The organism is Sulfitobacter sp. THAF37, assembly GCF_009363555.1.
Lineage (GTDB): Bacteria > Pseudomonadota > Alphaproteobacteria > Rhodobacterales > Rhodobacteraceae > Sulfitobacter.
In genome coordinates this window covers 3,003,300-3,022,410 of the sequence record NZ_CP045372.1, presented here as the reverse complement: position 1 = coordinate 3,022,410, position 19,111 = coordinate 3,003,300, and the positions used below count along the sequence as shown (strand labels likewise).

The 19,111-nt window shown below is 64.4% G+C and carries 22 protein-coding genes; 10 read left to right on the top strand and 12 right to left on the bottom strand.

Going from position 1 to position 19,111, the window contains the following annotated elements; all coding sequences use genetic code 11:
- Positions 1–15: 15 nt before the first annotated feature.
- Together FIU94_RS14795 and FIU94_RS14790 are read right to left on the bottom strand one after the other, a co-directional pair.
- Positions 16–1,077, bottom strand: a complete 1,062-nt coding sequence (locus FIU94_RS14795) for a hypothetical protein (RefSeq protein ID WP_152466512.1) — start codon at positions 1,075–1,077, stop codon at positions 16–18.
- Positions 1,077–1,391 carry a hypothetical protein gene (locus FIU94_RS14790; protein WP_152466511.1) on the bottom strand — a complete coding sequence of 105 codons (315 nt, stop codon included), beginning with the start codon at positions 1,389–1,391 and terminating at the stop codon, positions 1,077–1,079. The genes FIU94_RS14795 and FIU94_RS14790 overlap by 1 nt, the downstream gene beginning before the upstream one ends.
- A gap of 255 nt (positions 1,392–1,646) precedes the next feature.
- Here FIU94_RS14790 and rplM point away from each other — a divergent pair, with 255 nt between their 5' ends.
- On the top strand, positions 1,647–2,108 hold the full coding sequence (rplM, locus tag FIU94_RS14785; protein ID WP_152466510.1) for a 50S ribosomal protein L13: 462 nt from the start codon (positions 1,647–1,649) through the stop codon (positions 2,106–2,108).
- Between the two features lie 2 nt (positions 2,109–2,110).
- Positions 2,111–2,614: a 30S ribosomal protein S9 gene (gene rpsI / locus FIU94_RS14780; protein ID WP_152466509.1), complete on the top strand. Its 504-nt coding sequence runs from the start codon at positions 2,111–2,113 to the stop codon at positions 2,612–2,614.
- Positions 2,615–2,816: 202 nt separating this feature from the next.
- Here the strand turns inward: rpsI and FIU94_RS14775 are convergent, their stop codons facing one another.
- The 4 genes from FIU94_RS14775 to FIU94_RS14760 form a co-directional block, all read right to left on the bottom strand.
- Positions 2,817–3,638, bottom strand: coding sequence for an arginyltransferase (locus FIU94_RS14775; protein WP_152466508.1), 822 nt, complete (start codon positions 3,636–3,638; stop codon positions 2,817–2,819).
- Between the two features lie 85 nt (positions 3,639–3,723).
- Positions 3,724–4,149, bottom strand: a complete 426-nt coding sequence (locus tag FIU94_RS14770; protein ID WP_152466507.1) for an RDD family protein — start codon at positions 4,147–4,149, stop codon at positions 3,724–3,726.
- Between the two features lie 82 nt (positions 4,150–4,231).
- The gene (locus tag FIU94_RS14765) at positions 4,232–4,642 is read right to left on the bottom strand and encodes a DUF2852 domain-containing protein (protein ID WP_152466506.1); all 411 of its coding nucleotides are present in this window, start codon (positions 4,640–4,642) and stop codon (positions 4,232–4,234) included.
- 128 nt (positions 4,643–4,770) lie between these two features.
- Positions 4,771–5,253, bottom strand: coding sequence for a YbaK/EbsC family protein (locus tag FIU94_RS14760; RefSeq protein ID WP_152466505.1), 483 nt, complete (start codon positions 5,251–5,253; stop codon positions 4,771–4,773).
- A 28-nt stretch (positions 5,254–5,281) separates the two neighbouring features.
- Between FIU94_RS14760 and FIU94_RS14755 the strand changes: the two genes are divergently transcribed.
- The 5 genes from FIU94_RS14755 to FIU94_RS14735 all read left to right on the top strand — a co-directional run bounded on the left by FIU94_RS14755 (position 5,282) and on the right by FIU94_RS14735 (position 10,984).
- Complete coding sequence (locus tag FIU94_RS14755) at positions 5,282–8,083, top strand: glutamine-synthetase adenylyltransferase (RefSeq protein WP_152466504.1); 2,802 nt, start codon at positions 5,282–5,284, stop codon at positions 8,081–8,083.
- Entirely contained in the window at positions 8,080–8,352 is a 273-nt protein-coding gene (locus FIU94_RS14750) for a hypothetical protein (protein WP_152466503.1), read from the top strand. The genes FIU94_RS14755 and FIU94_RS14750 overlap by 4 nt, the downstream gene beginning before the upstream one ends.
- Before the next feature lie 138 nt (positions 8,353–8,490).
- Positions 8,491–9,162: a DUF6778 family protein gene (locus FIU94_RS14745; RefSeq protein ID WP_152466502.1), complete on the top strand. Its 672-nt coding sequence runs from the start codon at positions 8,491–8,493 to the stop codon at positions 9,160–9,162.
- 44 nt (positions 9,163–9,206) lie between these two features.
- On the top strand, positions 9,207–10,442 hold the full coding sequence (locus FIU94_RS14740) for an RSP_2647 family RNA methyltransferase (protein ID WP_152466501.1): 1,236 nt from the start codon (positions 9,207–9,209) through the stop codon (positions 10,440–10,442).
- Positions 10,442–10,984, top strand: a complete 543-nt coding sequence (locus FIU94_RS14735; RefSeq protein WP_152466500.1) for an RSP_2648 family PIN domain-containing protein — start codon at positions 10,442–10,444, stop codon at positions 10,982–10,984. Before FIU94_RS14740 ends, FIU94_RS14735 begins: the two co-directional genes overlap by 1 nt.
- 60 nt (positions 10,985–11,044) lie before the next feature.
- On the opposite strand, the gene FIU94_RS14730 is transcribed toward FIU94_RS14735, so the two are convergent.
- A complete protein-coding gene (locus FIU94_RS14730; RefSeq protein WP_152466499.1) occupies positions 11,045–11,728 on the bottom strand; it encodes a M48 family metalloprotease in 684 nt (227 codons plus the stop codon).
- 140 nt (positions 11,729–11,868) lie between these two features.
- On the opposite strand from FIU94_RS14730, the gene FIU94_RS14725 reads away from it, so the two are divergent.
- Positions 11,869–12,375, top strand: coding sequence for a DUF421 domain-containing protein (locus tag FIU94_RS14725; RefSeq protein ID WP_172975916.1), 507 nt, complete (start codon positions 11,869–11,871; stop codon positions 12,373–12,375).
- 17 nt (positions 12,376–12,392) lie between these two features.
- On the opposite strand, the gene FIU94_RS14720 is transcribed toward FIU94_RS14725, so the two are convergent.
- The 5 genes from FIU94_RS14720 to FIU94_RS14700 all read right to left on the bottom strand — a co-directional run bounded on the left by FIU94_RS14720 (position 12,393) and on the right by FIU94_RS14700 (position 17,242).
- Positions 12,393–12,821 carry an OsmC family protein gene (locus FIU94_RS14720; RefSeq protein WP_152466497.1) on the bottom strand — a complete coding sequence of 143 codons (429 nt, stop codon included), beginning with the start codon at positions 12,819–12,821 and terminating at the stop codon, positions 12,393–12,395.
- A gap of 192 nt (positions 12,822–13,013) precedes the next feature.
- Positions 13,014–14,201, bottom strand: coding sequence for a VWA domain-containing protein (locus FIU94_RS14715; protein ID WP_152466496.1), 1,188 nt, complete (start codon positions 14,199–14,201; stop codon positions 13,014–13,016).
- Positions 14,202–14,204: 3 nt separating this feature from the next.
- Entirely contained in the window at positions 14,205–14,375 is a 171-nt protein-coding gene (locus tag FIU94_RS14710; RefSeq protein ID WP_152466495.1) for an apolipoprotein acyltransferase, read from the bottom strand.
- A gap of 16 nt (positions 14,376–14,391) precedes the next feature.
- Complete coding sequence (locus tag FIU94_RS14705; protein ID WP_152467080.1) at positions 14,392–15,729, bottom strand: DUF2927 domain-containing protein; 1,338 nt, start codon at positions 15,727–15,729, stop codon at positions 14,392–14,394.
- A gap of 673 nt (positions 15,730–16,402) precedes the next feature.
- A complete protein-coding gene (locus FIU94_RS14700; protein ID WP_152466494.1) occupies positions 16,403–17,242 on the bottom strand; it encodes a MoxR family ATPase in 840 nt (279 codons plus the stop codon).
- Positions 17,243–17,410: 168 nt separating this feature from the next.
- Between FIU94_RS14700 and dksA the strand changes: the two genes are divergently transcribed.
- Both dksA and FIU94_RS14690 read left to right on the top strand, forming a co-directional pair.
- Complete coding sequence (gene dksA, locus FIU94_RS14695) at positions 17,411–17,833, top strand: RNA polymerase-binding protein DksA (RefSeq protein ID WP_152466493.1); 423 nt, start codon at positions 17,411–17,413, stop codon at positions 17,831–17,833.
- 69 nt (positions 17,834–17,902) lie between these two features.
- Positions 17,903–19,063: an FAD-dependent monooxygenase gene (locus tag FIU94_RS14690; RefSeq protein WP_152466492.1), complete on the top strand. Its 1,161-nt coding sequence runs from the start codon at positions 17,903–17,905 to the stop codon at positions 19,061–19,063.
- The last annotated feature ends 48 nt before the right edge of the window (positions 19,064–19,111 follow it).

Below are 19,111 nucleotides of genomic sequence, written 5' to 3'. Positions count from 1 at the left end.
TGAAATCGACCGAGATCACAGCAGTCCACCCGCGCCCCAGGCCAGCCCCAGCCCGATGGCCGCCGCAGACATCGCCGCAGCATATGCGGCGAGTTTCCATGTCGAAAAGGGGCGTTCGCCAAAGGTCCGCCCGTCTATGCCAGAGATGACCACCTTCATGGGCGTGCCGTCATATGTGTAATGCGCGATCCAGACCGGCAGCAGGATGCGGCGATAGTGGATGCCGGTCGTGTCGGTCTGGAACCGGATGGCGTGCACGCCGGATTTGTTGATATGACGCTTGATCCGGTTCCGGATCAGCAGATCCTTGTCCGGGGCATTGGCGGCAAGCCCCTGTGCAACGCTCTGGTGGTGCCGCTCCGCCGCGAACCCGGCAAGGTACGCCGCCCGGTAGGGCCGCAGCGCGGCGGGGTCGAAGTCATGCAGGATGCCGTCGCGGATCAGCGGTGTGACATGGGGCGAGGCGGGCATCAGCAGATCGTCGAAGGCGATCTGCAGCGCGCCCGACGTCTTGCGGGTCCGGCGGTTGTTGCCGCTGCCGGTGGTGTATTGGGCCCAGTATGTCAGGGCCTCGTGACTGTCGAAGGTCCAGAAGGGCGCATAAAGCCCGACCAGCCGTGCGTCGTCCAGCAGTTCGGGCAGACCGCGCGGCGCAGCCAGACGCTTGCCCACCCAGGCCCGCATCTGTCGGCGGGCGAAACCGCGATCGGCCTGAAAGGGGATCAGCGCCTTGGTGCGATAGCCGGCATCGGCGGGGCCCAGTACGACGGGACCGTTGCAATAGGGGCAGTGTTCGGAAAGTGCCGCGCCCACGAACAGGACGGCACCGCCGCAGTTGCGGCACTGATGGATTCGGCCATGGGTCAGCTCGGGCGGATCGTTCTCGGGCGCGTCCGGGTCATAGGCGAATTCCGGGGCCGCATCGCCATCGCCGGGTGTCTCAAGCGGGCGGAGCGTGCCGCAGCTGGTGCATTCCAGCTTGCCTTGCGTCGGGGAAAAGATGCAATGCCCGCCGCAGTTGGCGCAGGAAAGGTCCGCCTGATCGGCGACAACCCGGTCGGTGCTGTCAGGGGGCATCAGTCGTTGTCCCCAAGGGCGGCGGCGATTTCCAGCAGGATGCGCAACCGCAACCAGGATCGGTCAACCGCCCCCGACAAGTCGCCTGTCACATGCCAGTCCCCGATGATGGTCGCGAAAAACCACGTGGCCATCAGCCAAAAGGCAATCACCGCCCAGCCGGCGAGGGACCGGATGCGACCGGCGGACCCGGGGCGCAATTCGTGACGCGCCTCGTAGACGCGGATCAGCTTGATCACCGGGGCAATTCCGATGGCGGTGGAGAGCATCAGCAGAACGAGGGTGGCACTCAGGGGGCCGAAGAGCGAGGACATAGATGAACCAAGTGTGCAAAATCGCCCCTCGTCCTATCACGCCGGGCAGGCTGGCGGGAACCGGGCGCGCGAAAAAACGCCTCGGCGCGGTTCACGAGTGGGGTAAAATGATACCTTATTTTCAAGCTATTGTTTTGACGTGATAATTTCGGCAAAGCTGCGCTTGACCGGGCGGATGGGATGGCTATAACCCGCCCATCAGTTTACGGGCGACGCGTCTTGCGGGTCGTCTTCACCATCAAACGGGAATGACCGATGAAAACCTTTTCTGCGACACCGGCAGACATCGACAAGAAATGGATCATCATCGACGCCGAAGGCGTCGTGCTGGGCCGTCTTGCCTCGATCGTCGCCACGCGTCTGCGCGGCAAGCACAAGCCGTCCTTTACCCCCCATATGGACTGCGGTGACAATGTCATCGTGATCAACGCCGACAAGGTCCAGATGACCGGCAAGAAGCGCGAAGAGCACTTCTACTGGCACACCGGCCACCCCGGCGGGATCAAGAGCCGCACGAAGGCGCAGATCCTCGAAGGTGCGCACCCCGAGCGGGTCGTGACCCAGGCCGTCAAGCGCATGCTGCCCGGCAACCGCCTGAGCCGCCAGATCATGACCAATCTGCGCGTCTATGCAGGCGGCGAGCACCCGCACGAGGCGCAAAGCCCTGAAGTTCTGGATGTCAAATCCATGAACAAGAAAAACACCCGGAGCGCATGAGCATGGCTGACGAAATCAAGACACTCGACGATCTGAAGGATGTCGTGACCGAAGACATCGGCGGCGTGCAAGGCGCGGCCGCGGACGAAGCGATCAGCCGTGAGCCGGTTCGCGACGAACTGGGCCGTTCCTACGCCACGGGCAAGCGGAAAGACGCGGTCGCCCGCGTCTGGATCAAGCCGGGCTCCGGCAAGGTCGTGGTCAATGGCAAGCCGCAGAACGAATACTTCGCACGCCCCGTGCTTCAGATGATCCTGGCGCAGCCGTTCGGCATCACCAACACCGAAGGCCAGTTCGACGTCTACGCCACCGTCAAGGGCGGCGGTCTGTCCGGTCAGGCCGGTGCGGTCAAGCACGGCGTCTCCAAGGCGCTGCAGCTGTACGATCCGTCGCTGCGCGGTGCGCTGAAGGCCGCAGGCTTCCTGACCCGCGACAGCCGTGTGGTCGAGCGCAAGAAGTACGGCAAGGCCAAGGCGCGCAAGAGCTTCCAGTTCTCCAAGCGTTAAGCCGACGTTTCAAGGTTTGGGGAAGGCCGCGCCATCAGGTGCGGCCTTTTCTTTTGGTGTTCCGTCACCAGGGCGCCCTGCGGGGCGCTTTTCGCGTTGGTCCGGACGGTTTCGTGCCCTTGTCCACGCGGCATCGGACAGCGCAAACAGTATTTGCGGCGGATCCCCGGTTATTCTGGCAAAAAAATGGATCGGCGGTGCGTCAGCGCCGGTGGCGGGCCATGTCGGGCAGGGCGATGTTGGCCACCTGTTCAGCGATGGGGTCGTTGCTGAGCGGATGCTGTTCAGGTTCGAAGCTGTCGGGATCGCGCAGTTTCTGCCACTGCCCGCCAAGGTAGATCTCAAGCCCCGAAAACTTGGCCTTGTAGCCCATCTTGGGACTGCCCGGCACCCAGTAGCCCAGATAGACATAGGGCAGGCCGGCGGCGCGGGCGATTTCGATGTGATCCAGGATGATGAAGTTGCCCAGACCGTTGCGGGGCAGGTCAGGGGAATAGAAGGAATAGACCATGCTGACACCATCGGCCAGCACATCGGTCAGGCAGACGCCCATCAGGGCATCGGTTTCCGGGTCGATATATTCGATCACCCGGCTGCGGATCGGGGTTTCCTCGATCATCGCCGCGAATTCGAAGATGTCCATGTCTGCCATGCCCCCGTCGGCGTGCCTGCTGTCCAGGTACCGGCGGAAGAGCGCGTATTGTTCTTCCGTCGCCCAGGGCGATGTGGCGCGGCGCACCAGGTGGCTGTTGCGTTTCAGGGTCCGTTTCTGACCCTTGGACGGGGTAAAGGCGTTCACGTCGATCCGTGCCGAGAGGCACGAGGCGCAATCGGCGCAGGAGGGCCGGTACAATACATTCTGCGACCGCCGGAACCCCTGTGCCGACAGGCTGTCGTTCAGCTCTGTCGCCGAGTCGCCCTGCAGCGCCGTGAACAGCTTCCGCTCCATCCGGTCTTCCAGATAGGGGCAGGGCTGTGGCGCGGTCACGTAGAACTGCGGCGTGAGCGGTAGACTGTGGCGCATGACTTTCCTTCGGTTTGTGAAATGATAACCATCGTCAAGCTAGGGGCCAAGAGGGCTTTTTACAAAATGGCAACCTTCTTTCGGATCATTTCCGCCGGTTCAGCGGCGCCGTCCCCAGCAGCATGTCGGTCAGGCCCTGGCGCCGGGGCGACAGGATCATGAAGATGATCGACACCAGCTGCAGGGGCGCGACCGTGACGCTGACGCTATAGCCCAGCGTGTGCAGAAAGGCGGTGCCGCCGTCCAGAGGCCGGTCGCGGCTGTCGCGCAGCTCCATCCCGACCAGGCGCATGCCCCAGGTGGCCGATCCGCCCGACAGGGTCGCCAGCCGGTAGAGAAAACCGATCACCAGGATCAGCGCGGGGAAAAAGAACACGCCGGTGAAAGCAGTGAACGGCAGGATCAACAGACAAAGCGCCACGATCAGCAGGCCGTCAACCATCCAGGCGATGAACCGCTTGGTCAGGATGCCATCGTAGAATTCAGGCTGTTCGAGAGGGTCGGGGGTCATGTCGGATCCTTGAAAAATCGGCCCCGGCAGGGTGCCGGAGCCGGTCAGGGGGCGCGGCCCGCGCGGGGCCGCGGCTGGGGTTTCAGGCCTCGGCAGGGCCATCGGCGCGCTTGGCGCGTTCGTCCATGAACTGGTCGAATTCGGCCTTGTCCTTGGCTTCGCGCAGCCGTTCCAGGAAGGATTCAAAGTTCGTCTGTTCTTCCTCAAGGCGGCGCAGCGTGTCAGCCTTGTAGGCGTCGAAGGCGGCGTTGCCGGTGCTGCGGGTTGTCATCATCGTGCGTTTGCTGCGACGGGCGCAGGAGGGGCCGGAAAACATGCGTTTGCTCCAGATCATGTACATCAGAAGGGCCAGGCCGACAGGCCAGAAAAAGATGAAGCCAAGCACCATCGCGGCGATCCAGGCGCCCTTGCCCTTGTCGTCGAGCCAGCCTTCGGTCCGGGTGAACCAGTTCTGGCGGCTGCCGTAGGTGGCGGTTTCGGTCATGGTCGTCATGTGACAAGCCTTTCTTGGTGGTAAGGCCTGACTGCGGCCTCGGTTCCAAAAGGTCTTATGTGAATGCCTTTTACATCATCCAAGATGGGCATTGTGGCCTGTCGTGCAAGGGGAAATGTGAAGTGTTTTTACATTTTCTCTGGAATCTGTGAAAAATCAGATAGTTGTGCGCCAGAAATTCGCATCAGGTCGGTCGGCGCAAGGCCGAAAACATGGTGCGGCGTGCCCGCTGCGGCCCAGACCAGGGGGAAATCCAGCAGGCGGCGGTCGAACCACATGCGGCAGGGCGACAGGTGCCCCACCGGCGATACGCCCCCGATGGCAAAGCCGGTCTGCGCCCGGATGAGAGCCGCGTCCGCCTTGCCCAGAGGTTCACCCGCGAGGGTCGCGGCGCGGTCCAGATCCACCTGATTGCCCCCCGCGGTGATGAATACGACCGCCTTGCCGCTGCTCTCGCCCCGCAGGACGATGGACTTGGCGATCTGGTCGATCTCGCAGTTGACGGCCCGTGCGGCGTCCGCGGCGGTGCGGGCCAGAGCGGTTTCCCGGATATCGGCGGACATGCCGGCGGCCTCAAGGGCGGCGCGGACTCTTTTCATGCTCTTGCTCATGGGCGCAGACTGTCGCAAAGCTTGCCCCATGACAAGCACGCTCGAAGCCCGTGTCACACGCTGCCCACGCCCCCATGAGCTGGGGCGTGTGGCGGATATGAAGGCGCTCACCGGCGATCTGCCCCCGGCAGTGCGCGACCTGGCCATCGGGGCAGGGGCCTGCGCACCCTATCTTGCCGAACTGCTGGAAAAGGAACGCGACTGGCTGGCCGATGCCGTGGCCGACCCCGAAGCCGCCGTTCAGGCGGTGATCCGGACAGCCGCGACCCTCGCGCCCGACGCGCTGTCAGACGGGCTGCGGCAGGGCAAGCGCCGGGTGGCGCTGATGGCGGCGCTGGCCGACCTTGGCGGGGCCTGGTCGCTGGAGGACGTGACCGGCGCGCTGACCGATTACGCCGACGCTGCCTGTGCCGCCGCGTTGCAGGCGGGGCTTGTGACGCAGGTGCGGCGCAACAAACTGCCGGGGGTCACGCTGGACGCTCTTGACGATGCGGGGGGCATGGTGGTCCTGGCGATGGGCAAGATGGGCGCGCGCGAGCTCAACTATTCCTCCGACATCGACCTGATCTGCCTGTTTGACGAGACCCGTTTCGACCCCGAGGTGTTTCACGAGGCGCGCAGCGCCTTCGTGCGGGCGACGCGGGCAATGGCGGCCACGCTCGGCGATCTGACCGGCCAGGGCTATGTCTTTCGCACCGACCTGCGGCTGCGCCCCGATCCTTCTGTCACCCCGGTTTGCCTGGGGATGGAGGCCGCGGAACGCTATTACGAATCGCTCGGCCGGACCTGGGAACGGGCCGCCTATATCAAGGCGCGGCCCTGCGCCGGGGACATGGCGGCAGGCAGCCGGTTTCTTGACGACCTGCGCCCCTTTGTCTGGCGCAAGCACCTGGATTTCGCCGCCATCCAGGATGCCCATGACATGCGCCTGGCCATCCGCGAGCACAAGGGGCTGGGCGGGCCGATCACCCTGCCGGGACACAACATGAAACTGGGACGCGGCGGCATCCGCGAGATCGAGTTTTTCACCCAGACCCGGCAGCTGATCGCGGGGGGGCGAGATCCGGATCTGCGCCAGCGTGGCACCTGCGCCGGTCTCAAGGTGCTGGCGGAAAAGGACTGGGTGCCGGTAGCGGTCGCGGAGGAGCTGACCGACCACTACCGCGCCCACCGCACGGTGGAGCACCGCCTGCAGATGGTCCGGGATGCCCAGACCCACGATCTGCCAACCTCCGACGACGGCTTCGCGCGGCTGGCGGCGATGATGGACATGGATGTCGCGGTGCTGAGAGAGGACCTGCACCGCCGTCTGAGCGCGGTTCACGAGATGACGGAAGGGTTCTTTGCCGCCTCGCGCAAGGGTGCTGAGACATCGGCGGCCCCGCATGCATTCGATGCCACGATCCTCGACCGTTGGCCCAGCTATCCCGCCCTGCGTTCGGAACGCGGGGCCGAGATATTCGAGCGGCTCAAGCCCGAATTGCTGGCGCGGCTGGCGGATGCGGCCAAGCCGGACGAGGCCCTGATGGCGTTCGACGGCTTTCTTGCCGGCCTCCCGGCGGGGGTGCAGCTGTTTTCCCTGCTCAGGGCCAACCCCCAGCTGGCCGATCTGCTGATCGACGTGGTCAGCACGTCACCCGCGCTGGCCACGCATCTGTCGCGCAATGCGCAGGTGCTGGATGCGGTGATCGGCGGCGACTTCTTCAGCGACTGGCCCGGAGAGGAGGCGCTGAAGGCTGCATTGAAAGCGACGCTCGCGCGTGAAGCGGACTACGAGGCGCGGCTGGACGGCACCCGACGCTGGGCGCGGGAATGGCATTTCCGCATCGGGGTGCATCTGTTGCGCGGGCTGACCGACGCGCGCACGGCAGGCGGCCAATATGCCGACCTCGCGCGGGCGGTGCTTTCCTGCCTGTGGCCGGTGGTGGTCGAACACTTCGCCGAACGCTACGGGCCCCCGCCGGGCCGGGGTGCGGTGATCATGGGCATGGGGTCGCTGGGCGCGGGACGGCTGACTGCGACATCGGACCTCGATCTGCTGGTGATCTACGATGCCGAAGGCCAGGAAAGCTCGGACGGGCCGAGACAGCTTGCTTCGCGCAGCTACTATGCGCGGCTGACGCAAGCCATGGTCACGGCGATGACCGCGCCCATGTCGCAGGGCAAACTCTACGAGATCGACATGCGGCTGCGTCCCTCGGGCAATCAGGGGCCGGTGGCGACGTCGCTGACCGCCTTCGAAAGCTACCAGCGCGAGCAGGCCTGGGTCTGGGAACACCTGGCGCTGACCCGTGCCGACGTGGTCGCAGGCCCTTACGATCTGGCCAGCACGGTCCATGCGCTGCGGGACGCGGTGCTGGCAAACGGGACGGACCGCGGCCGCGTGCTGTCAGAGGTCGCGCAGATGCGCGACCGGATCGCACAGGCCAAGGCGCCCGCAGGCCCCTGGGACGCCAAGATCGGGCCCGGCCGCCTGCAGGACATCGAACTGCTTGCCCAGGCCGGGGCGCTGCTTTCGGGGACCACCGCACGGGACATTCCGCAGGCGCTGGACGCCGCCGAAGGGGTCGGGCTGATCAGCGCCGAAGAGGCCGAGACCTTGAAACAGGCCTATGCCCGGTGCTGGGCGCTGCAATGCACGGGCCGTCTGCTGTCGTCCGAACCGGTAAAGGAACGAACACTTGGCCAGGCCGGTGCCGCCTTTCTCGCCCGTGCGCAGGGGGCGGCAGATCTGGCGGGACTGGAGACGCAGTTGCAGCGGACCTATGACGGCGCGGCAGCGATCATCGGGCGCGCGATCGGTTCGGGCGAAAAGGGGCAGACACCATGAGCAAAGGTTCCGAGCACGACCCCAAGGGGCTGATCCGAGAAAGCTACCGGATCGAGGGGATAACCCTTGCGGAATGCCGGTCGATCTTTCTGGACTGGGCGCTGAGCCTGCCGATGGAGCGGGACACCACCGCCGCGATCCGCGCACTGCTGGCGCAGTATGGCGGAGATGCGGCGCACCACCCGATGACCCAGGTCCTGACCGAGGGACGTAGCGGCAGTACCGCGCCGCGCCGCCGGGGCGGATGGCGTGGACGGCCGCGAAACTGACGTCCGTGCGGCGGTACTGCCAGGGTCGTCAAATGACCCCATTCTTAATCCACTATCGGCCAAATGTCGCCTCATTTCCGCATCAAGTTCGCCTTGACTGTTAAACAGGGGCGCAGGGACGCCCGGAAAGAGGACCGGATGAAAACAGTGAAAGTCTTTGCCGCAATCGGCCTTGCCGCCCTTGTCTCCGCCTGTGGGGCGATGCCCGACGTCGCCAGCCGGAACGTCCCGTTGGAGATGACACCGGTGCCCGGCCAGAACACCGCGTCCATTGCACAGCCGCAGACGCAGATCACGCCGACCAGAAATCTCCGCGTCACACGGATCGACGTGCGCGTGCCGGACAGCCTGTCGGTGTCAGAAGCGAACCACTACTACCCTGTGGCCGATATCGTCTGGCGCGGTGATCCCCTCGGCGACCGGCACGCGCAGGTGCAGCACATCTTCGAAGCCGCGCTCGCCAACGGGACCCGGGACCTCTCTGGCGAGACCGACGCGGTACTGGACGTGGAAGTGACCCGCTTTCACTCCGTCACGGAAAAGACCCGTTACAGCGTCGGCGGGGTGCACAACATGGAGTTCAAGCTGACAGTCCTGTCCGCCGAGACCGGCCTGCCTCTGGGGCCGACCCGAGTTGTTGAGACCAATCTGAAAGCCTACGGCGGTAAGAAGGCGATCGAAGCCGAAAGCCGTGGGCAGACCCAGAAGGTGCGTGTTACCGGGCATCTTGCGCAGGTGATCCGGCAGGAACTTGCCCGGCCCGCCGATGCCGAGGCGCCGAAACCTGGCCTGGCGCTGTTCCGCTCGTAAATACAGGCTTTCACAGGCCACAGGAAAGCACTAGACGGGGCGCCATGACAGCGCCCCATTCTCCTTCCCGCCCGACTGACGGCACTTCCGGCACTGACCTGCCGGTGGTCCGGCTGATGCCCAAGGCGAACGCCCGCGCGATCCGCCACGGCTTTCCTTGGGTCTATGCCAACGAACTGGTCACCGACCGCCGGACCCGCAAACTGGACCCCGGCGCGCTGGCGCTGCTGGAGGACGCGGACCGCCAGCCCCTTGGCCTTGTTGCGGTCAATCCGAACTCCAAGATCATCGCGCGGATATTGGACCGTGATCCGGCGGCGGTGATCGACCAGTCCTGGTTCGAGGGGCATATCGCGCGGGCGCTGGACCTGCGCAACCGTCTGTTCGATGGGCCTTTCTACCGCCTGATCCATGCGGAGGCGGATGGCCTGCCGGGGGTGGTGATAGACCGGTTCGGCGATGCCTGCGTGGTGCAGCCCAACGCGGCCTGGGCCGAGGCGCTCATCGAACCGCTCAGCGCCGCGCTGGTGGCGGTGACGGGCGTGACCCATGTGCTGAAGAACGCCAGTGGCCGGACCCGCGCGCTGGAGGGTCTGGACGACGTGAACGGTGTTCTTGCCGGTGTGGCCCCGGAAGGCCCCGTGCCGGTACAGATGAACGGCGCGACCTACCTTGCCGACCTGACGGGCGGGCAGAAGACCGGCCTATACTATGACCAGCGGCCCAATCACGCCTTCGCCGCCAATCTGTCGCGCGGGGCGCGGGTGCTCGATGTTTTTGCGCATGTGGGCGGATTTTCCCTCGCCGCGCTGGCCTCCGGTGCCGCAAGCGCGATGGCGGTGGACGGCTCCGGCCCCGCACTTGAACTTGCGCGGGGCGGGGCAGAGGCCGCAGGCGTCGCGGATCGTTTCACGACCCGGCAGGGTGACGCCTTTGACGTGCTGGCGGCGCTGCGCGCCGAGGGAGCCGAATTCGACGTGGTGATCTGCGATCCGCCCGCCTTTGCCCCCGCCCGCCCGGCGCTGGAGGCAGGCTTGCGCGCCTATGAGCGGATCGCGCGGCTGGCCGCCCCCCTGGTCGCCGAGGGCGGCATTCTGGGGCTGTGTTCCTGCTCGCACGCGGCGGATCTGGCGCAGTTCCGGGTGGCCAGCGTGCGGGGCATCGGGCGGGCCGGACGGCGTGGCGTGCTGTTGCACACCGGCTTTGCCGGACCGGATCACCCGCAACTGCCGCAACTGGCCGAAAGCGGCTACCTGAAATCGCTGTTCTTCCGCCTCTGATGCGGGTCCTGATCGACACCTGCGTGCTTTACCCGACGGTGATGCGCGAAATGGTGCTGGGCGTGGCGGCAGAGGGGCTGTTCGACCCCGTATGGTCCGCCCGCATTCTTGAGGAATGGGCCCGTGCGGCGGTCAAGCTCGGCCCTGCAGGCGAGGCACAGGCGCGAACGGAAATCGCCTTGCTCCGCCGCGACTGGCCCACCGCCGAACGTCCCCCCGCACCAGGGGTGGCGGCGCGGCTCTGGCTGCCGGATCCGAACGATCTGCATGTCCTGGCCGTGGCGGTCGATGCCAGCGCCGATGCCATCATGACCCTGAACGCCAAGGATTTTCCCAAGGGAACCCTGGCCGAGGAAGGCCTGGACCGGATCGACCCGGACCACCACCTGGCCGCCCTGTGGGTCGATCAACCGGCGGCGGTCGAACGGGTGGCCGGCAGGGTTCTGGAGACCGCGCGCACCCTGTCGGGAGAGGCGTGGGAAATGCGGCCCCTGCTGAAGAAAGCACGGCTGCCCCGTCTGGCCCGCGCGCTGACCCGCTGACGGGGTCAGGTGCCCGCAGGACCCGGCGCGAAGGACCCGGTTCCTGAGCGGCGCGACCGTTCAGCGCGACCAGCGCGCTTCGAGCTTTTGCAGGGCCGCCACACGCTCTTCGGTCTTGGGGTGGCTCAGCAGCCACGCCGGAGAGGTGCCGTGATTGCTTTGCGTCAGCGCCTCAAGCTTGCGAAACAGTGAAATCTGCGGTCCCACGCCGATCCCCGCCTTTGTCAGCAGGGCGGCGGCATAGGCGTCGGCCTCGTACTCGTCCCCCCGCGACAGCCGCGCGGCCAGCAGCGTGGTGATCATGTTGGCGATCCACACGCCGACGAATGGAATGAACCGCCCCAGAACCATGGCAAGCACAGTGCGAATGGCATTCTGGCCGGAAAAGTCGATCATCCGCCGCCGCGAATGCCCCAGTGCGACGTGGCCCAGTTCGTGCGCGATGACCGATGCCATTTCCTCGGCCGAGACATCGCCCGACCGGAACTTGTTGTAGAACCCGCGGGTGATGAAGATGCGCCCGTCCGGTGCCGCCAGCCCGTTCACCGGGTCGATCTCGTAGATGTGAACCTTGATCTGCGGCAGGTCCAGCGCACGGGCCAGCCGGTCGCTGACTTCCTTCAGCGCAGGATCGGCAAGGCGCGTCGACTTGGCATCCAGCTCGCGCGCGGTGCGCCAGGTGGAAAACCGGTACATCGCCAGCGCATAGAGGATGGCAAGCAGGATCGGAAGAACGCGGATCATGGGTCCAATATGGGGGCGCGGCGGGCAGGGGCAAGCAGGCAAGACCGCGATTGCCCGCTTCACATAGGAAATCCCAGTTCCGGCGCGACAATCGGATGCCGCGCACCATCTGGTATCTGAATACTTCAAAGGAGCCTAAAATGCCCGATCTTCCCGCACTTATTTGGCCTTTCTTCGACGCGGCCTTCATCATCGTGACCTTCATCGTTCTGACCCGCATGCAGGGTCTTCGGTCGTTCTCGAAGATGTCGGGCTACGATTTTGGAATTACGGTGGCCATGGGCTCTGTCCTGGCGTCCGTCGTGGTGTCAAAGGAAACTGACTTCGTGACCGGTCTGGCTGCCATGTCCGCGCTGTTCCTTGTTCAGGCAGTCCTGTCCCGCCGACGTGTCAGTAGCGAGACTGTCAGGAACGCGATGGACAACGATGCGCTGCTCATCATGAAAGATGGGGAGATTTTTGAAGAGAACTTGCACAGGTCCCGGATGACCCACGGTGATCTGATCGCAAAGCTGCGCGAAGCGAATGTGTTTCGACTTAGCGACGTACGGTTTGCGATTTTCGAACAGACGGGGGATGTGTCGGTACTGCACGGGCATGGTGACGTCGACGATGCGATCATGCAGGGGGTGCAGGACCGCCATTAGCGGTCCCGCAATCTATATCAGGACAGATTGGCGTCCATCGTGATCTCGGCGTTCAGCAGTTTCGAGATCGGGCAGTTCTCCTTGGCGGCATTGGCCGCATCTGCGAACTGCTCCTGACTGGCGCCGGGAATGGTCGCCTGAACGTCCAGATGCACCTTGGTCACGGCAAAGCCGCCGTCTTTTTCTTCAAGGCTCACGGTGGCGGTCGTCTGAATGCTGTCGGGGGTCAGGTCGCTCTGGCCCAGAATCATCGACAGCGCCATCGAATAACAAGACGCATGGGCAGCGCCGATCAGCTCCTCGGGGTTGGTGCCGTTGCCGTCTTCGAACCGGGTGTTGAACCCGTAGGGCTGATCGCTCAGCACGCCGGTCTCGGTCGAGACGTGGCCTTTGCCGGTCTTCAGATCGCCTGTCCACTTCGCGGAGCCTGATTTCTTGATCGCCATGATAGCATCCTTTCATTCTTGTGCTGTCGCTCAACGCATCACCGAGGTGTACGTTCCTTTGCGCGGGCAGAAGATGGGGGAGACATTCAGGCCGCTTTGCCAGATCCGACAGAGCAGCCGCCCTGCCGCATTGACGGACTTAATCCATGACTTGAACAAATTGCATTAGAGGTTTGAAAGTGCGTGGAAAACTTATCGGGTCATCGTTTTGATGCCGCGGGACAGCCCGTCAAGCGTCATCGGAACCATGGCCTCTGGACCGAAGATCTCTTGTATCATCGAGATGGACTGGGTGTAGGGCCAGTATTTTTCGGGCACCGGATTGATCCAGAGGTTGCTCTGCCACTGGTCGCGCGCGCGGGTCAGCCAAGTGGCGCCGCTTTCAGGGTTCCAGTGTTCGTTCGCCCCGCCGGGATAGGCAATCTCGTAGGGCGACATCGACGCATCGCCGACGAAGATGCATTTGTAGTCCGGCCCATAGGTGCGCAGGATCTCATGGGTGCTGATCTGCGCGTCCCAGCGGCGGCGGTTGTCCTTCCACACGCCTTCGTAAAGGCAGTTGTGGAAATAGAAATGCTCGAAATGCTTGAATTCTGCCTTGGCGGCGCTGAACAGTTCCTGAACCACCTTCACATGCGGATCCATGGAGCCGCCGACGTCGAGAAACAGCAGCACCTTGACCGCGTTGCGCCGCTCGGGGCGGGTCTTGACGTCGAGATAGCCGTGTTCCGCCGTGGCGCGGATGGTGCCGCGCAGGTCCAGTTCTTCCTGCGCGCCGTCACGGGCCCAGCGGCGCAGGCGTTTCAACGCCACCTTGATGTTGCGTGTCCCCAGTTCGACATTGTCATCCAGGTTGCGGAACTCGCGTTTGTCCCAAACCTTGGTCGCGCGCTGGTGGCGGCTTTCCTTCTGGCCGATGCGCACGCCCTCGGGATTATAGCCATAGGCGCCGAAAGGCGAGGTGCCTGCCGTGCCGACCCATTTGCTGCCGCCCTGGTGGCGGCCCTTTTGCTCTTCAAGCCGTTTCTTGAGTGTTTCCATCAGCTTGTCGAAGCCTCCCAAAGCTTCGATCTCGGCCTTTTCGGCCTCGCTGAGGTGTTTTTCGGCCATCTTCTCCAGCCAGTCGCGCGGGATGTCGACAGCTTCAAGAACGTCGTCCAAGCTGATGTTTTCCAAGCCTTTAAAAGCTGCGGCAAAAGCCTGGTCGAATTTGTCGATGTTGCGTTCGTCCTTTACCATCGACACGCGGGCAAGGTAGTAGAACGCCTCCACGTCATAGGTGGCAATTCCGGCAGCCATACCGTCCAGGAACGCCAGGAATTCCCGCATGGAAACGGGGACCTTGTGGGCGCGCAGCTGTTCGAAGAAGGGCAGGAACATCCGTCAGCCCATCAAGCTGCGGTCGATGATGACGGTCAGGATCATGCCGACGATCGCAAATGCGATGGCATATCCGGCGGCGTATTGCGCCACATCCTTGCGGTTGCCCGCCCGTTTGCGCGCGGTCAGCCCGCCGAACAGGGCCCCGACAAGCGCCAAAACGATTACGATCATTGTCTTCCGCCCGTGGTTACGAGCCCTTCAGCGGGTTGAGAGACGCGATTTCGCGCAGCTTGGCCCGCACGGCCCAATCTGGCCCAAAGCCGTAACGCGCCCAGCCGACGCTGTCCAGCCTGACGCCACGGGCCTCTGTCGCGCGGCCTTGCAGTTCCAGCGCCTCGGCGCGCAACAGCAGCAGCGTGGACAGCAGTGCCGCGTTCTCCGACTGTTCCGCGGTCTGGATATGCGGTGCAATCAGCCGCAGGGCACGGTCCGCGTCTCCTGTCGAGATCGCATAGGCCGACAGCTGTGTCGCCACATAGGCCCGGTGCAGGCGGGTGCCCGGTGTCAGGGCATAGTAGCGGTCAGCGGTCAGGTAGTGCTTTTGCGCCAGCTCGGGGTCGGTGGACTGGATCGCGCGGCCCATGGCGTAATGGGCAAAGGCCCGGCGGTGGTCCTCCCAGCCCATTTCAGCCGCGATGCGGATGCTTTTCTGCGCCGCGTTCTGGCGGCTCTTGAGAGAGACCTGCCGCCCCAGGGCGGTCTGGATCGCGCGGCTCCACTCCTCTGGCGTGCGGGTGGCATATCGCGCCGGTTTACCCGTCCCTTTCGGGTTGATCCGGGCAAAGATCGCGGGCAGGGCGGCGGCCACCTGGCCGCGCGTCATGCCGGACCGAAGCGCCGGGTCGTAATAGGCCCGCAGGATCAGCATGTCGAAGCCGGTCAGGACCGTATGCACATTGTCGTCGTTAAAGACCGAGTCGGGCAGGCGATAGAGGTCATTCAGCGGCCCCAGGGCCTGCGCCAGCTCTTCGTGCAGGCAATCGCGCACCTCCTGCGGGCTGGCGTCATTGGGCAGGAAAATCGCGACTTTTTCGCGCGTTTTCAACAGCGTCCAGTTCGTTCTGGGCAGGCGGCGGGCGCTGCGGTAGTCCTGGATCGACGTCACATTGGGCGTGACAAAGCAGGCGGCCTGCGGCAGGACCTTGCGAATGTCCTCTCGGGTGACGGCCTGAATGGTGATATGTGCCGTGTCCGAGCGCGACTGCGTGATGTCGATGCCCGCCTCGTTGCGCAACCGCGCCAACAGCCGGTTCAGGTCAGGCATCAGCGTGGGGGGTGGTGCGCCGGTGACGCGCAGTGTGATCGGGCCCTCGAAGCGGGTCAGCACCGGCAGGGCGCGGCCGCTTTCCATCTGGAAGGACAATTCGATGAAATCCAGCGCAAGGTCGTTGTTCGACCGCACCGGAGCCTCGGGACGGCTGGCGGCGAAATTCTTCATCGGCGGCAGCGTGCTGGCGCCGGTATTGACTGCCGCACGGGTCGCCACATCCGGGTCGGAGGCGGGCACGCAGGCGTTCAGCAGCATCACAAGTGGCAGAACGAAACGTCCGTTCACAAGGACAAATCCTTAGGTGACAGGGTGTTGGGTGAGGATCTTCGCGAGATGGTATGTCTGTTTGCGCCGTAGGGGCGCGGTGTTCTGCTGCTCATGGATGGTTGTCTGCGCTCTTTCTGGCTGCCGGAGTCAAATCGGTTTTCCTATCTTGCCGACCTGCCTAGGCAGGAATTGAGGCGAAATAGAGGCGAACCGGGACCGCAATTTCTGCAGCGCGAAATATGGCATCTGCACCACGCTCGCACAGGTGGTTGAGTGCCTGAAAAAGCAGGCACGACGGGGCAGAACGACGGTTCAGCCACAAGACTCTGCTAGGCCACAAAAACTCTGCCATGAGATCGGTCGCGACATCCGGCGGGGCAAAATGGGACGCACGCGCGAGGCCGTGTTGCCACTGCAGATTTGCCCGCAGGCCAGCTATTGAGCACGCGAACAGGCTGTCGGGGTCAAAGGGGGCGGGGTCGGGCTGCTGGCGATGCGCCGCGCCAGCGGACACCCGGGCCCGATGTCTGGCATGGGTGTCCGCATGGTGGGGGCGACACTGCTACCGGGCAGCCCCGCACCCGAGGAGTGCCGCCGCCGGCCCGAGAGGCGGCAGCAGCCACTGTTCACGATACCCAAGGGTCTTGCATCGTCCCCGGCGTCACCTCTGGCCGCGCGCCATGAAGGCAAGACGTTCGAACAGATGCACGTCCTGTTCGTTCTTCAGCAGTGCGCCATGCAGCTTGGGCAGGGCGCTGGCGCCGTCCTTTTTCAGGTCGGCGGCATCCATGTCCTCGGCCAGCAACAGCTTCAGCCAGTCCAGTACCTCGGATGTGGACGGCTTTTTCTTCAGTCCGGCCTGATCGCGGATCTCGTAGAACTGTGTCAGCGCGGTGGTCAGCAGGTTTTCCTTGATGCCAGGATGGTGCACCTCGACGATCTGCTTCAGCGTGTCCATCTCCGGAAAGCGGATGTAGTGGAAAAAGCAGCGCCGCAGGAAGGCGTCGGGCAGTTCCTTTTCGTTGTTGGAGGTGATGATCACGATCGGGCGGTGGCGGGCCTTGATCGTTTCGCCGGTTTCGTAGACGTGGAATTCCATCTTGTCCAACTCCTGCAGCAGGTCGTTGGGAAACTCGATATCCGCCTTGTCGATCTCGTCGATCAGCAGCACGACCTTCTCGTCCGCCTCGAAGGCTTCCCAGAGCTTGCCCTTGCGGATGTAGTTCTTCACATCGTGAACCCGCTCTTCGCCCAGCTGGCTGTCGCGCAACCGGCTGACCGCGTCATATTCGTAAAGGCCCTGCTGCGCCCGCGTGGTGGATTTGATGTTCCATTCGATCATCCGCAGACCCAGCGCCGAGGAGACCTGCAGCGCAAGCTCCGTCTTGCCGGTGCCAGGTTCCCCCTTGACCAGCAGAGGGCGCTCAAGGGTCACGGCGGCGTTCACCGCAATGGTGAGATCGTCGGTCGCGACGTAATCGGCGGTGCCTTGAAATTTCATTTGGTTTCAATCCTCTGTGATCCGCTGTTTGACTGGTTGTCTTTAACCAAAAAACGCTGGGATTGTGTAGTGACAAAACAGGGGCGCTGGGGTAGACGCTGCGGCAGGGAGCGGTCTCGGGGAGATAGGTCTCACATGTCAGGGCTAAAAACTGTTGAGGGACAACCAATGAAACAGGAAGTTTTCCTGCCGGACGATTATTCGCCGGCAGAAGATGAACCATTCATGAACGACAAGCAGCTGGAGTACTTTCGGCGCAAGCTGCTGAACTGGAAAGCAGAGCTGCTGGCGGGCAGCCGGGACACCATCGAAGGGCTGCAGGACGGCACGCGGAACATTCCCGACGTCGCGGATCGCGCAAGCGAAGAAACCGACCGCGCACTGGAACTGCGGACCCGTGATCGTGCCCGTAAACTGGTGGGCAAGATCGACGCGGCGCTGCGCCGGATCGAAGAGGGAGAATTCGGGTATTGCTCCGTGACCGGCGATCCGATCTCGCTCAAGCGTCTGGACGCGCGGCCCATCGCGACCATGAGCCTTGAAGCGCAGGAAAAGCACGAACGCCGCGAAAAGGTGCACCGCGACGACTGAGGTTTGATCTGACGTGAGTGATTTTCAATCCGCCGGGGCCTGTGCCCCGGCGTTTTCATGTGAGGCGGGATGCGGATTTCCAATGCCATCGTGATCGGCGCCGGGATCGGCGGGCTGGCCGTGGCCGCCGCCCTGGCGCGGCGCGGCGTGGCGGTCACGGTGCTGGAACGGGCCGGACGGCTGGGCGAGGTCGGCGCGGGCCTGCAGGTCAGCCCCAATGGCCTTGCCGTGCTGCGGGCACTGGGGCTGGAGGCAGAGCTGACCCGCAAGGAAGCCGTCGCGGGCCGGGCAGTGGTGTTGCAAACCGAAAAGGGCCGCGAAGTGGCCCGGCTGGATCTGCAACGCCTGCGTCCCGATCAACGCTATGTCTTTTTGCATCGGGCCGATCTGGTGGACATGCTCGCCGGTCTGGCGCGCCGTGCCAATGTCAGCTTTGAATTCGGCACGCCCGTCGCCAGCGTGCGCCCGGGGGCCTTGCCCCAGGTGCAGCTGGAGGGCGGGGGCACCCGGCAGGCGGAAGTGGTCATCGCCGCGGATGGCATCCATTCCGTGGCCCGCCCGGTGCTGAACGGGGCGGATCAGGCGGCGTTTACCGGCCAGGTGGCTTGGCGGGCGCTGGTGGAGAACATGGGAGGTCATCCGGCAGAGGCGCGGGTGGGCATGGGGCCGGGCCGGCACCTTGTCAGCTACCCGGTGCGGGGCGGACGGCTGGTCAATCTGGTCGCGGTGGAAGAACGCGAAAGCTGGGCGGCGGAGGGCTGGAACCATGCCGACGATCCCGCGCACCTGCGCGCGGCATTCAACGGTTTCAGCGGCCCTGCGGGAGAATTGATCGCAGCGGTGCGCGAGGTCACGCTCTGGGGGTTGCACCGGCATCCTGTGGCCGAGGTCTGGCAGCGGGACGGGGTGGCCCTTCTGGGGGATGCCGCGCATCCGACGCTGCCCTTCCTTGCCCAGGGGGCCAACATGGCGCTGGAGGACGCCTGGGTGCTGGCCGAGCGATTGGCAGAGAGAGGGCAGGCGGGACTTGCGGCCTATCAGGCGGCGCGCCGCGAACGGGTGCGCCGGGTGATCCGGGCGTCTTCGCGCAATGCCTGGCGCTATCACCTGCGGCCGGGGCCCCTGCGGCTGGCCGCGCATCTGGGGTTGGGCGCCGCCAGCCGGTTTGCGCCGGGTCTGATGGTGGGCGCATTCGATTGGCTTTACGGACGCGACGTGACGCGGGAGTGACCGCACCCGGGCTGATCCGAAGGTGCGCGCTGCGCGGGCATTACATTA

What these genes read in the sequence shown, in the direction of transcription:
- FIU94_RS14795 (WP_152466512.1), bottom strand. Translation starts at nt 1,077, where the DNA reads ATGCCCCCTGACAGCACCGACCGGGTTGTCGCCGATCAGGCGGACCTT.
- FIU94_RS14790 (WP_152466511.1), bottom strand. Translation starts at nt 1,391, where the DNA reads ATGTCCTCGCTCTTCGGCCCCCTGAGTGCCACCCTCGTTCTGCTGATG.
- rplM (WP_152466510.1), top strand. Translation starts at nt 1,647, where the DNA reads ATGAAAACCTTTTCTGCGACACCGGCAGACATCGACAAGAAATGGATC.
- rpsI (WP_152466509.1), top strand. Translation starts at nt 2,111, where the DNA reads ATGGCTGACGAAATCAAGACACTCGACGATCTGAAGGATGTCGTGACC.
- FIU94_RS14775 (WP_152466508.1), bottom strand. Translation starts at nt 3,638, where the DNA reads ATGCGCCACAGTCTACCGCTCACGCCGCAGTTCTACGTGACCGCGCCA.
- FIU94_RS14770 (WP_152466507.1), bottom strand. Translation starts at nt 4,149, where the DNA reads ATGACCCCCGACCCTCTCGAACAGCCTGAATTCTACGATGGCATCCTG.
- FIU94_RS14765 (WP_152466506.1), bottom strand. Translation starts at nt 4,642, where the DNA reads ATGACGACCATGACCGAAACCGCCACCTACGGCAGCCGCCAGAACTGG.
- FIU94_RS14760 (WP_152466505.1), bottom strand. Translation starts at nt 5,253, where the DNA reads ATGAGCAAGAGCATGAAAAGAGTCCGCGCCGCCCTTGAGGCCGCCGGC.
- FIU94_RS14755 (WP_152466504.1), top strand. Translation starts at nt 5,282, where the DNA reads ATGACAAGCACGCTCGAAGCCCGTGTCACACGCTGCCCACGCCCCCAT.
- FIU94_RS14750 (WP_152466503.1), top strand. Translation starts at nt 8,080, where the DNA reads ATGAGCAAAGGTTCCGAGCACGACCCCAAGGGGCTGATCCGAGAAAGC.
- FIU94_RS14745 (WP_152466502.1), top strand. Translation starts at nt 8,491, where the DNA reads ATGAAAACAGTGAAAGTCTTTGCCGCAATCGGCCTTGCCGCCCTTGTC.
- FIU94_RS14740 (WP_152466501.1), top strand. Translation starts at nt 9,207, where the DNA reads ATGACAGCGCCCCATTCTCCTTCCCGCCCGACTGACGGCACTTCCGGC.
- FIU94_RS14735 (WP_152466500.1), top strand. Translation starts at nt 10,442, where the DNA reads ATGCGGGTCCTGATCGACACCTGCGTGCTTTACCCGACGGTGATGCGC.
- FIU94_RS14730 (WP_152466499.1), bottom strand. Translation starts at nt 11,728, where the DNA reads ATGATCCGCGTTCTTCCGATCCTGCTTGCCATCCTCTATGCGCTGGCG.
- FIU94_RS14725 (WP_172975916.1), top strand. Translation starts at nt 11,869, where the DNA reads ATGCCCGATCTTCCCGCACTTATTTGGCCTTTCTTCGACGCGGCCTTC.
- FIU94_RS14720 (WP_152466497.1), bottom strand. Translation starts at nt 12,821, where the DNA reads ATGGCGATCAAGAAATCAGGCTCCGCGAAGTGGACAGGCGATCTGAAG.
- FIU94_RS14715 (WP_152466496.1), bottom strand. Translation starts at nt 14,201, where the DNA reads ATGTTCCTGCCCTTCTTCGAACAGCTGCGCGCCCACAAGGTCCCCGTT.
- FIU94_RS14710 (WP_152466495.1), bottom strand. Translation starts at nt 14,375, where the DNA reads ATGATCGTAATCGTTTTGGCGCTTGTCGGGGCCCTGTTCGGCGGGCTG.
- FIU94_RS14705 (WP_152467080.1), bottom strand. Translation starts at nt 15,729, where the DNA reads ATGCTGCTGAACGCCTGCGTGCCCGCCTCCGACCCGGATGTGGCGACC.
- FIU94_RS14700 (WP_152466494.1), bottom strand. Translation starts at nt 17,242, where the DNA reads ATGAAATTTCAAGGCACCGCCGATTACGTCGCGACCGACGATCTCACC.
- dksA (WP_152466493.1), top strand. Translation starts at nt 17,411, where the DNA reads ATGAAACAGGAAGTTTTCCTGCCGGACGATTATTCGCCGGCAGAAGAT.
- FIU94_RS14690 (WP_152466492.1), top strand. Translation starts at nt 17,903, where the DNA reads ATGCGGATTTCCAATGCCATCGTGATCGGCGCCGGGATCGGCGGGCTG.